General features: G+C 58.8%; 9 protein-coding genes and 2 pseudogenes. All 11 read right to left on the minus strand.

Going from position 1 to position 11,865, the window contains the following annotated elements:
- Positions 1–254: 254 nt before the first annotated feature.
- Positions 255–587: a ferredoxin III, nif-specific gene (gene fdxB / locus L6639_RS40195; protein WP_128929924.1), complete on the minus strand. Its 333-nt coding sequence runs from the start codon at positions 585–587 to the stop codon at positions 255–257.
- Positions 493–726 (minus strand): CCE_0567 family metalloprotein, encoded by a 234-nt coding sequence (locus L6639_RS40200; protein ID WP_128930194.1) that lies wholly within the window; start codon positions 724–726, stop codon positions 493–495. The genes fdxB and L6639_RS40200 overlap by 95 nt, the downstream gene beginning before the upstream one ends.
- An 11-nt stretch (positions 727–737) precedes the next feature.
- Positions 738–887: a DUF269 domain-containing protein gene (locus L6639_RS40205; protein ID WP_232995640.1), complete on the minus strand. Its 150-nt coding sequence runs from the start codon at positions 885–887 to the stop codon at positions 738–740.
- A gap of 100 nt (positions 888–987) precedes the next feature.
- Positions 988–1,398, minus strand: a complete 411-nt coding sequence (gene nifX, locus L6639_RS40210; protein ID WP_128929923.1) for a nitrogen fixation protein NifX — start codon at positions 1,396–1,398, stop codon at positions 988–990.
- A 20-nt stretch (positions 1,399–1,418) separates the two neighbouring features.
- Positions 1,419–2,801 (minus strand): nitrogenase iron-molybdenum cofactor biosynthesis protein NifN, encoded by a 1,383-nt coding sequence (gene nifN / locus L6639_RS40215; RefSeq protein WP_128929922.1) that lies wholly within the window; start codon positions 2,799–2,801, stop codon positions 1,419–1,421.
- Between the two features lie 11 nt (positions 2,802–2,812).
- Positions 2,813–4,375, minus strand: coding sequence for a nitrogenase iron-molybdenum cofactor biosynthesis protein NifE (nifE, locus tag L6639_RS40220; RefSeq protein WP_128929921.1), 1,563 nt, complete (start codon positions 4,373–4,375; stop codon positions 2,813–2,815).
- 117 nt (positions 4,376–4,492) lie between these two features.
- Entirely contained in the window at positions 4,493–6,037 is a 1,545-nt protein-coding gene (gene nifK, locus L6639_RS40225; protein WP_128929920.1) for a nitrogenase molybdenum-iron protein subunit beta, read from the minus strand.
- Between the two features lie 85 nt (positions 6,038–6,122).
- The gene (nifD, locus tag L6639_RS40230; RefSeq protein WP_128929919.1) at positions 6,123–7,625 is read right to left on the minus strand and encodes a nitrogenase molybdenum-iron protein alpha chain; all 1,503 of its coding nucleotides are present in this window, start codon (positions 7,623–7,625) and stop codon (positions 6,123–6,125) included.
- Positions 7,626–8,212: 587 nt separating this feature from the next.
- Complete coding sequence (locus L6639_RS40235; RefSeq protein ID WP_232995639.1) at positions 8,213–9,043, minus strand: SDR family NAD(P)-dependent oxidoreductase; 831 nt, start codon at positions 9,041–9,043, stop codon at positions 8,213–8,215.
- A 1,596-nt stretch (positions 9,044–10,639) separates the two neighbouring features.
- A pseudogene (locus tag L6639_RS40240) lies at positions 10,640–11,524 on the minus strand (IS3 family transposase); the annotation flags it as partial.
- Positions 11,525–11,533: 9 nt separating this feature from the next.
- A pseudogene (locus tag L6639_RS43765) lies at positions 11,534–11,865 on the minus strand (IS110 family transposase); the annotation flags it as partial.

The following is an 11,865-nucleotide window of genomic DNA, read 5'->3' on the forward strand; positions in this document are numbered from 1 at the left end:
TGCACCGGAGCATGGTGGTACAGGCGCACAACGCCGGCTAGCGGGTTCGGTCTGTTCAAGGACAAGCCCTCGAGGCTCAGAGCACGGTCGCACGAGAGAGCAGACCGTCGTCAGGTTCACCGGGCTCGGTGTGTTCACAGTTCCAAGTAGAAAAGTTACGCGGGGGAACGGGTGCGATCGGGTTCGTCGCAGTGATGTCCGGCGCCGAGCCGCCCACGGGCCGACAGATGGCTTGCGGAGGCCAAGAACGCTGCCTAAAACGGCGGCGGATCGACTTGCGGGTTCGTCCACTCCGGCCCGAGTTCAAGCGGCCGGGTGTGAGTCTGGCAGTTCGCAGGACAGATCCGCGAACAGGCGCCGCAGCCGATGCATGCACCGGCGTCTTGCATCACCATGGCCTTCCTCTCTAAGTCACCATCATCATCATCGAGGCCGATGACCTCGCCATCCTCGTTGATGCCCTTCAGCGTCATGACTTGCCGGCCGCAAACCTTATAGCAGCGGCCGCAGCCGATGCACTTCTGGGTATCGATTGATACCAGATAGTCCGGTATCCAGGCGCGTCCGTCGCGGGTTACGTAGGACATGATTGCGATCATTTTGCGCTGTTTTCTGTCTCTTCTGTTTGCGCTTGCGATCAAGCTTGGTGAAGGCATCATGAGCCTTCTGCGCGACGCTCAGGATCGAGGCCAAGTTCGGCGTAAGCGCCGTCGATAGATCGTGCAGGTCCGATTGGCCTACGCCGCTCGGCCGACAGACATATTAACCGTGGCTGCGAGCGTGCCGAAATCGTCGAAGTCTAAGCGGTTCACGTCGCGCGGTTGTTTGTTGATGACGATGAACCGGCCGCCGAGCAGGTCCATGCGCTCAAATTCTTCGAGGTGCATCTCTAAGTATCGTCAAGATCATGACGCCAGTCGCTTTCTCGATTGCGAGCGCGGCCGACTCGAGTCGCAGTGCGGGAGAAAGCGGGTTAAGCAGCGTCTGTCATGGAAGCGTCCTGCAGTCGTCAAAATGGAGGGGGGCTTTGCTCGTACCTCCGAGCGCCTTGCGCAACCAGGGTGGTGGGGAGCCCTTCAGCGCATCTTCGAGCTTGATGCAGAGGGTCTCGATCGCCTCGCGCTTGATCACCGTTAACGGATGGATTTTGTTGGCAACGACGCGTGCCGCGGCCGAGCCGCCGATCGCAGCGACATAAAGGATCGTGCAGTCCTTGATGGCGTCGATTTTCCGCGTCAGCTTATCCTTGCGGCCATCTTCCGTGAGATCGTCACCGAACTCGATGACCTGAAGGATGCGGTGAGCGTCCGGAGTGACGTCGTAGATAGCGATGTTCTTGGCCCAACCGAAATGCGCATCCACGCACTTCAGATCCTGGGTGGCAAAAGCGACTTTCAAGATCTATTCTCCTTATTGGGTTATTGCGGGTAGGACGGGACGGTCTTGAAGTCGCGGTCAACGCTTCGCCAAGTATCGGGCGTCGGCTGGTGCTTCGCCTCGCGATCGGCAATGACAAGATTGGCGAGGCCGAAGATGAGATCGCGCGTGCCGCGGTAGCCGACTGAGAGCTGGTGGCCGGCGCCAAGACGATCGAACATCGGGAAGCCAGCGCGAAAAAACGGGATGTTAAGGCGCGAGGCCGCCTGGCGGCCGTGCGAATGGGTGATGAGGAGATTGCAGCCGTGGGTCTTGGCAAGTTCCTCGAGATCTTCGAGATCTCCGATCAGGACCTCCTCCGTCCTGATACGCTGCAACACGGGGGAGGCTGTTGTGGTCACGGCGACTGCGATATTGGCACCCATGTCGTACAGCATGCTGGAGAGATCGAAGAGCAAGTCCGGCTCGGCGCCGATCGCCAGCTTACGGCCCCCGATGTAGAAATGCGCATCCAACATAGCATCCGCGAGTTGGCCGCGCTGCCGGCGGTACTTTAGCGGAACTGGCCGGTCACTGATCTTGCTCAGAAACGCGATGAACTCGTCGTTGGGAACGAGGCCGCAGAGGCGTTCGAACAAGCGAAATCGTACGCCTGTTTTCGCATACATGGCCTCCGCCGCACGTTGCATCTGCGCGCCGATCGCGATCGTCCATGCCGCCTGCCCCATTGTCGCAATCTCGTCGACCCCGATGCCGCCGATCGTGGTGGGCGTGAACTCATCGGGAATTTGACCGTCGAGCGAACCGGCCAGGTCCGGCAGGAAGGATGGTTTCAGTCCGAAATCCTCCAGGATCGTCCGCAGCTCATTGAGATCGCCTGGCGTGAGGTGGCAGCCCGGCAGAACATTGATGCGAGCGGGATCCCGCGCCCGACCCGTCTCGACGGGATGGACCAGGACTTCCACCATTCGTGCGACCGTCTTGTCCCAGCCGTCCTGGAACGCGCCCTTGAAATCCGGGGTCGAGACGTAAACCAGCGGAAGCCTTTCGAGCTGTGGGTGCTTTTGCTGAATCAGGTAAATGAATCGTTCGACGTCCTCTCCCTTTATCTCGGTCAGGCCGGTCGAATTGATCCCGATGATTTCCGGTTTCGCACCATTGTAGATGTTAAGTATCGCCTGTTCGACATTTTCCTGACCGCCGAACACGGCCTCGACTTCACTCATTGCGGTGGTCTGCATCGGCACTGCCTCCCTGAAGTGCCGCACGAACAGGGTCAGGCCGAACGAGGTGCAGCCCTGGGAGCCGTGTAGCAGCGGCATCGCGCCGCGAAGGCCCATAAAGGCGAAAGAGCCGCCGATCGGCTGGCTCATCTTGAGCGGATTGACCGTGCAGGATTTCTCGGAGGTGGAGACGATGGCCATTGGCAGACGCCCTATTCCGACGCCTGGACGGCGCATGTTGCCTGCGCAGCGGAAATGTGCCCAACGACCCACCTGCCCGAGGCATTGGCGCGTTCCTTGAATCCGGCGGCGCTGGAATGACCTCGCACGGCGGTGGAATTCTCTGCGGCGTGCGAATCCGTGTGCGGGATGTTGGTCTGCCGATTGACCTCCGCTTCGTCCCAAGGCGCGGGACGGCGTAGTTGGGTCCATATTGGATTGTAGAGCGCCTTATCAATCTCCTCCATCAGCTTGACCATGCCAATATACCCCATGTACGCCTGAGAACGCTCCTGGTTGATGTCAAGCCAAGGTATCATCGCCTTCAGCGCGACGAACTGCGACTTGCCGCCGGAGAGCATCATATCAGCCCGGGAGTTCATCAACATTTTGTAGATGTCGCGCGGCGCCGCTTCCTCGATCATAAGGGCGTGCCGGCCCATCAGCTCCTTGATGCGGTCTTTGTCCTCTTTGGTGGACTTCTTCACGGAGGTGCCGGCGATCTCTAGACCGGCCTCCTGCAGCGCCGCGACCACCGACCACGACTTAACACCGCCGGTGATCAACAGAACCTTCTTACCCTTGAATCGTGGTTTGAAGCGCTCGATCGCCGCGCGTACCCTTGCTTCCTCACGCATGATGACAGCCTCGGTACGCCCTCCAAGCTCCAGCGGCGCGCCGCGCTCGATCAGCATGCGCGCGATCGTCCGCAAGGAGTTGCTGGAATCCTGCACGCCGTAGAACGAGCCCTCGAAGTAGGGAATGCCGTAGCGTTCCTCCATCTTACGGGCGACGTTTATCATCGCCTTGGAACACACTAGCATCGCAGCCTTTGCGCGATGCGAACAGGCCAGCTCGTGATATTTCCCATCGCCGGAGATACAAGAAAGGATGCGGATGCCAAGTTCATCGAGCAGCGGTTTGATCTGCCAGAACTCGCCGGACAAGTTGTATTCGCCGATGATATTGATGTCGTAGGGAGTGGTATAGTCCGGTTCCTCAGTGCCGATCACATGCTCAAGCAGCGCCTCGCCGGCAAGCTTGTTTCCGAGGTTCTTGGACCCGACGAACCCCGGCGAATTTACAGGAATGATAGGCTTACCGAACTTGGCCACGGCAGCCTTGCACACGGCCTTGATGTCGTCGCCAATCGCGGCTGGCACGCAGGTTTGGTAAACAAAGACAGCCGGCGGATCGAACTTGCCGATCACCTCCCCGATCGCTTGATAAAGGCGCTTTTCGCCGCCAAAGATTACATCGGTTTCGTTCATGTCGGTCGTGAAGCTTCGGCGCCAGAGATCGGAGCCTGAGGAGGCGCTGCCTCGGTTGTCCCAGGAATTGCCCTCGCAGGCGATTGGGCCGTGGACCAGATGCGCAACGTCGGTGAACGGCTGTAGCGCGATTTTGGCGCCGTCGAATGCGCATCCGCCGCCCGCCTCTCCTGGCTTCAACTGCCTAGTGCACCCCATAGTACGTTCGGCCGCCGTCTTGTTGTCGTTTCTGCCACAACCCGGCTCGTTGAAGACGTCCTCGATGGCGGACGTGTCGACGCTCATACGTATCTCCTATTTTCTTCGACCCGCCGCGCGAGCCTTGTGCCGCGACGTGGATCTTTCTGGCTAGACACCGGCCGTCGACCCTGCTCTGGCCGGCGCTAGACCAAATCATTTACGTCAGCGGATGATATCAAAGCTATAGTCCGCTCCAGTCCTGTCCATCTGGTCCAGGACCTTGTCCAGTATCTTGACAAGAACGTTTATGCCGCCCTGATAACCCCAGACGGGATACCGATGTTGATGGTGCCGATCGAACACAGGGAAACCGATGCGGATCAGTGGCGTCCCGGTATCGCGCTCGAGGTACTTCCCGTAGGTGTTGCCAATCAGGTAATCGACCGGCTCAGTGCATAATAGGGAGCGCATGTGCCAGAGATCTTTGCCGGGATATGCAGAGCAGTTCTTGCCAAACAGTGAACTAACAAACAGTTCCTCCATTTTCTCTGCCCAAGCCTTGCCACCATTCGTAGACAGCACATGAGCCGGCTCTGCACCGAGCTCCAGGAGGAATGAAGAGAGCCCGTAGCAGAGATCCGGATCGCCGTAGATCGCGAACTTCTTGCCGTGCAGATACGCACTGGAGTCTGCCATGGCGTCCACGAGACGGCCGCGCTCCCGCTCCAATGCCTTCGCGATCGGCTTGCCGGTCATGCGGGACACAGTCATTAGGAATTCGTCCGTCGCGCTGACACCGATGGGGTAGTTGAAGGCGGCAACCTCATGACCGTGCCCCTCGACGAAGGACAGTGTCTTCTCGGTGCAGTGTTGCTGCATGGAGATCGTGGCTTTGGCATGGATCGCGTTAGCCGCGTCCTCCAGCGTGGTGCCGCCATCATACATGCGGAACTCGCCGTCGGTCGGAGTATCGAAGACATCGCTGTTGTCGGCGAGTATAGTATATTCGATTCCCATCAACTCGAAGACGCGCTTAATTTCCCGGATGTTCCCGACCGTGTACCCGTCGAACCCACCGATGAAATTAATCTTGCCGTTCACCTTGCGCTCTAGTTTGGAGGCGGTGCCTGCCTTGCCATCCCAGAAGTGCTCAAGGATGCTCTTCAGCGCATTGTCATACCCGGTCACGTGGCTGCCGACAAAGGCAGGTGTATGAGCGAAGGGAACATCATATTGTGCCGGGACTGACCCCTTCTCCTTCGCTGTCTTGATGAAGGCGTTCAGGTCATCCCCGATCACTTCGGCCATGCACGTGGTGGAAACCGCGATCATCTTGGGCTTGTATATGTTGTAAGCGTTAGCGAGCCCGTCAATCATGTTGTTTAGACCACCGAACACCCCGGCGTCCTCAGTCATCGAGGAAGAGACGCAGGAGCTTGGCTCCTTAAAGTGTCTCGAAAGATGACTTCGGTAGTATGCGACGCAACCCTGTGAGCCGTGAACGAAGGGCAGCGTGCCCTCAAAACCGGAGGCAGCGAACACCGCACCGAGTGGCTGGCAGGCCTTGGCGGGGTTCACAGTCAATGCTTCACGCGCGAAGTTCTTCTCGCGGTATTCTCGCGTCTTTGACCATTCGCTGATCCGCTCGACTTCCCTTTGGTCATGCGGGTTCTCGAACAGCGCCTTCTTTTTGGCGAGCATTTGCTGATATTCCGGACCTCGGAATAGATCCAAGTGATCGAGGACGTGTTCGGCATTCTGTGTCAACGCGGCACTCTCCTTTTCGGCGATTGGTTTATCGACTAGGTTGGCCCGCCTTCTCGCATAGGCGGAGCCAGATCTGTGCATTCCTTTATTCCGCGGCCATTAGGCCTGGCGCTGGAGTATCCTTCCAAGGTGCCTTGAGTTTCTTCCAGACGGGCGAGTTTATTGCCATGTCCATGTCACGAGCGAAGATCGCGAAGCCGTCATAGCCGTGATAAGGACCGGAATAGTCCCAGGAGTGCATTTGACGGAATGGAATGCCCATTTTCTGGAAGACGTACTTCTCCTTTATGCCGGAGCCGACGAGATCTGGCTGAATGGTCTCGACGAAACGCTCAAACTCGTAGCCCGTGACGTCGTCATAGATCAGTGTGCCGTCCTTTAAGTAGTGCTGAGCAGTGCGCTGGTAGTCGTCATGATGGCCGAATTCGTAGCCCGTTCCTACGACCTCCATACCAAGGTCCTCATAGGCGCCGATTACGTGGCGGGGACGCAAGCCGCCGACGAACAGCATCACTGTCTTGCCCTGGAGGCGGGGGCGGTACTTCTCAATTACCGAGGCCATCAGCGGCTGGTACTTGGCGATCACACGCTCGGCACCTTCCTTGATGCGTTCGTCGAAGAAGCTGGCAATTTTGCGCAGCGAATCGGCGATCTTGGAAGGGCCAAAGAAGTTGTACTCGCACCATGGAATGCCGAACTTTTCCTCCATGTGTCGGGAGATGTAGTTCATCGAACGGTAGCAGTGCAATAGGTTGAGCTTCGCCCTGGGCGTTGCTTCCAGTTCGGCGAGGCTGCCGTCGCCGGACCATTGCGCAATCACACGCAGGCCCATCTCTTCGAGCAGGATACGCGATGACCAAGCGTCCCCACCGATATTGTAGTCGCCGATGATCGTGACATCGTAGGGCGTTGACTCGAACGCGGGTGTCGCTTCCGGCGACACTCTGTCCAGGATCCAGTCCCGCAGCGCATCGTTGGCGATGTGGTGGCCAAGCGACTGCGAGACGCCGCGAAACCCTTCGCAGCGAACCGGTACAATGGTCTTGCCATTGTGTTCCTTTGACTTCGCCTTCGACACAGCCTCGATGTCGTCGCCGATAAGGCCGATCGGGCACTCGGACTGAATCGTAATGCCGTGGTTGAGCGGAAAGAGCTCCTGAAGTTCGTCAATGACCTTACCGAGCTTCTTGTCGCCGCCAAACACGATGTCTTTCTCCTGGAAGTCGGAGGTGAACTGCATGGTGACGAAGCTGTCGATTCCGGTCTTGCCTATGTAGTAATTGCGGCGTGCAGCCCAGGAATATTGGCCGCAGCCGACCGGACCGTGGCTGATGTTAATCATGTCCTTGATCGGGCCCCACACGACCCCCTTGGAGCCAGCGTATGCACAGCCGCGAGTCGTCATTACTCCGGGGATCGACTTCAGGTTCGACTTAACCCCGCAATCGTGCTTACCCGCCTCGTGTACGTTCAGGTGTTTGGCGCGGCGCTTGGCGGTCTTTTCCGGGTAGATTTTTAAGGCCTCATCGATCAGTTGCTTGTTGCGGGCCTTCATCTCCGCGGCGCTCTGGGTAGTGACTATGCTCATACGAATTCCTCGGATGCGGTGCTTGAACGATCGGGCGCCTTGCGCGGCGCGCGCTTCTGGCGATCTATTAACGCGAGGCTGCATTAGAAGGCGTTTGCAACAAGTGTGCCGACGGATAGGAAGGAAAAAGGTCGGAGGCAGACAGCGTCGATGCACCCGATTGTCGCAAAGTGGACGTAGCCGCGTGCTGATATGTTCTTACTCGTAGCATTGTTCGAAATGTGACATGCCCCGTCGAGCCATATTAGCGGGACTTGTTTTATAAAGGCCGCGCTTAATAAATTTCACCTTCTGGCCGCCGCCCCTTGGGCATCGGGGCTAGCGTCTATGTGGCAGCTCATAAAAAATGTTCCTGCGGCCGGAATGGAACGTGGGCCAAAACGTGGTATCTCTCAGGCGAGAGGCGTGCCATCGCGGTCGCGCCGCGGCGTGCGAGCAACGGCGCTATCCTGGCTCGTACGGCGTGGCCGTTGGATCGAAACTGCGGAATCAGGAATTGCTAGTCGGGAGTAACGCGAGCGCTCAACGCTCCATGCGGGAGCTGCCAATTAATCGATCGCGCGTGAGTAACTCTTCTTGGTGTCTGATCACACATGCTGCCCTCCATTTGCAGGCACTTCGGCACCTGTGACATAGCTGGCAGCCTCCGAGCAAAGGAAGAAGATAACCTTCGCGACCTCGTCCGGTGTTCCGACCCGGTGCATCGGGATAGTTGGGATCAAATTGGTTTCTGTCTCCGGCGACAGAATGTCTGTCTTGATCTCGCCTGGTGCAATAGCATTGACGCGAATCCCGTAAGGCGCATAGTCATGCGCCATCTCGCGGGTCAAGCACGAAAGTGCCGCCTTTGATGTCGCATAGGCAGTACCGGCATACGGATGCACTCTCGATCCGGCGATCGAGGTGACGTTCACGATTGCACCAGAAGCGAGCGTTAGCTGATGGAAGAGCCCCTGCGAGAACATGATGGGTGCGAGCAAATTGACATGGAACACGCTCTTCCAGGTGTCGACCGGAGTGTTCAGCGAATTTAATCGGGTGCCGTCAGCGGCCTTCGGGGAAATGCCCGCATTGTTGATAAGCGCATGCAGAGGGCCGCCATTGAGCCGCTCCTTGATCTCCGCGATCGCGTGCTGCAACGCTCGAGAGTCGCTAAGTTCGGCTTGAATATGGTTGTCCAATCCTGCTTCCCAAGGACAACGGCTACCCTCGAATGGCTGCCGAGAACACGTGATGATCCGCCATCCAGCTGCCGAAAACAATTTGCCGGTCGCGTGGCCTATACCGCGGGAAGCACCAGTCAATACGAGCGTCTTCCCCTCGGCATTTTGAGTGCGCCGCTTATTGCTAGATGGGCACGCGGCGGGCGCTGGCGCGCCATCTGTTACATTTTGGCGGTCCAGCAGATTGAGGGTCACGCGAAGCTCCTGATAGCGCCTCGGCGGGCGCACTCTAATGATGCTAGCAGGTGGCCCTGCAGGACCCGGGCCACGCGTCTCCTGGCCGGTAGTCGCGATGTGCGCGGCTCGATGTCGCTTACGCGACATGTAGAGTGTAGGACGAGGCGGGCCGCTTTGATTCGGAGCGTGGCGTGCCGCGTCATCACACTCCAACAAGCGAGGCTCGTCGACAGATCCCGCTTGAACAGAACGGCGTCTAGACGGCACGGCACGGCCGCTACATGAAACTGAAAACCGGCGCTCATTGGGTATGATCCTGTCAGCTTACTGGTAAGCGCCGATTCGGGTCACGCTGGCGTACCCGGCGCCGCAGCGGTCGCTACAGGACGCCCGAGGACACGAGCGAGAGAGTTTCTCCGCAGCGTCCCGACGCACCGTCATCGATGCCATCGGGTGTCCGCCTTCGTTCCTGGTAGTTGTGTATGTCTTGGCATCACGGCCGTCTCCTGCTGCACAAAGATGTTGTTGCCGCTGACTTGCGGACAAGCCGGCCGACCGCTATGGCCTTGTGCTTTTGAAGCGCAATCATTGAGAGCTCGGCTGGAGGCGAAGTTCATGTGCAAGTGACGGCTAGATAGGCTCGACGCGTGGGCGTGGAATGGCCAATCGGCGTTTTGATCATAAGTGAGAAGGTCTCACAGTTGTCTATTAAAAAAGCTGCTTTGGGCCGGAGGCCAGCGAGCGGAAAGAGTGGCGCTAGTAGTACAGATGTCAAGCCGTGGGTTCGTCGAGCCAGGAGCTGCCATTTTGCTATTGCGCCGATCAAGCCACCGATTGTGTCTTGCAATCGGCAATCTGAAGGTCCCCGGCGCGCGAACATCGTGATCGTCGCGCCGGCAAAATCCGCCGAACGTCTCTGAGCAGTCTTCAAAGGCGCATCGATCCTGCAGTGATGATCGCTGCTTCCCAGGGAGTTCGGCGGGCTTGAGCTCTCATGCGGCATACAACATAGGTGCCTCGCTAAGGCCGGCCCGGCGCCCGGCAGTTCTCGGGAACTGAATGAATGCCGAGGATCTTCAGACATTGTGGTGGCCGCAGAAAATGGCTCGAGTTCTTTTGGTTCCGACATTCTTCCGTAAGGTAGCTGTTGGGCGTAGGCCACAGCGAACGGCTCAGCGCCGATCGCCAAACCTTCGCACGCTCGGCTGCCAGCGCCGCTTTCGGGGTGGGAACGGGATCCCGAACAGCGTCGCGATCTACATTTGTGCGACGCAGTGAATAAGCAATTGGACGCGGTGGGATTCACCAAAATGCAAGAAGCGACAGAGTCCGCGCTCAGCCTGCGCTCTGCGGCTGCTAACTCAATGTGGAACTCCGCCAGCCGATGCCTGCTAGCATGTAAGTCATTTGCGCCGTCCTGATCGATAGGGCGTTATCCGACACCATGTGAACAGAACCTATGAGCCATCCCAGCCGCATGATGCCGCAGACCCTCTCCCCGGCCTGCAAGATTTCCTCGACCGGGCAGACCTACTCGAAGTAACTCTATCCCGCCGACGTTCGGCGCCCAACACATTGACCTGGATCTGATCTTCCCCCGATAAAGTGGACGGGTTAAGCGGCTTTTAGCTCCATCTCGATCGGGGGGATATATCCGAGTGCGGAATGGAGCCTTGTCCGGTTATAGAATCCCTCGATGAAGGCGAAGATATCGCGTTGAGCTTCGGCGCGGGTCTTGTAGTTGCGATGATGGACGAGCTCGGTCTTCAGGGTATGGAAGAAGCTTTCCATCGGGGCGTTGTCGTAGCAATCGGCCCTGCGGCTCATTGATGCCGTCATGCCGGCCTCCATAAGGGTGCTGCGATAAGCGTGCGAAGCGTACTGCACACCCCGGTCGGTGTGGCAGATCAATCCGGCCTGCGGCCGCCGCTCCCGGATTGCCATCGTCAGGGCTGCGGAGGCGAGCTCGACGTGCATGTGATCGCGCATGGCCCAGCGGACGATCTTTCGGCTGAACAGATCCATGACGGCGGCCAGATAAAGCCATCCCTCGGCGGTCGGGATGTAGGTGATGTCGCCGAGCCAGACCCGGTTCGGGGCTTCCGCCGTGAAGTCGCGCGCGATCAGGTTCGGTGCGACCGGCAGGTCGTGATGGCTGTCGGTGGTGCGCACACGGCGTGGCTTTGCGGTGATGGCGCGGATGCCATGCCGGCGCATCGTCCGCTCGATCCGGCCGCGGCTGGCGCTGCGTCCCTGCCTGCGCAGGGCGGCATGGACGCGCGGACTGCCGTAGCGGCCGCTGCTGTCCTGATGGACCTGCCGTATCTCGGCCAGCAGCGCGGCATGGGATTTTGTCCGCTCACTCACGGGGCGGTCGCGCCAAGCGTAGTAGCCGGCCGGCGAGACCTCGAGCACGGCGCACATCAGCCGCACCGGATAGGTGTCGCGATGGTCCTCGATGAAGCGAAAGCTCATGTCCGGGTTCCGGCAAAGATCGCGATCGACTTCCTAAGAAACAGCCGGATTGGCGTCGCCCGGGAGGGCCTGCAACACGAAGCCTAGCGATTTCGCCCGGCGCTGTAGGTTGGCGAGGACGCGGCTACGATATTGCTGCTCATATTGGTCGGCGCCAGGATCCTTGTAGCTCATGCCGTGCCGGAGTGTGTTGTAGAATAAAACCGCAATCTTGCGAGCCGTCGCCGTCACCGCCTCAATCGACGCCCAGCACTCCGTACAGTGCGGTCCTGACATCGAAGGTGGGGATGTTGACCTGCTTGGTCTTTACGCGCGGCTTGGCTAGGTTTCCGACCGGTCTTGCTCCTTTGGTGTTCAATGCACTG

Source organism: Bradyrhizobium zhengyangense (assembly GCF_022012555.1).
Taxonomy (GTDB): domain Bacteria; phylum Pseudomonadota; class Alphaproteobacteria; order Rhizobiales; family Xanthobacteraceae; genus Bradyrhizobium; species Bradyrhizobium zhengyangense.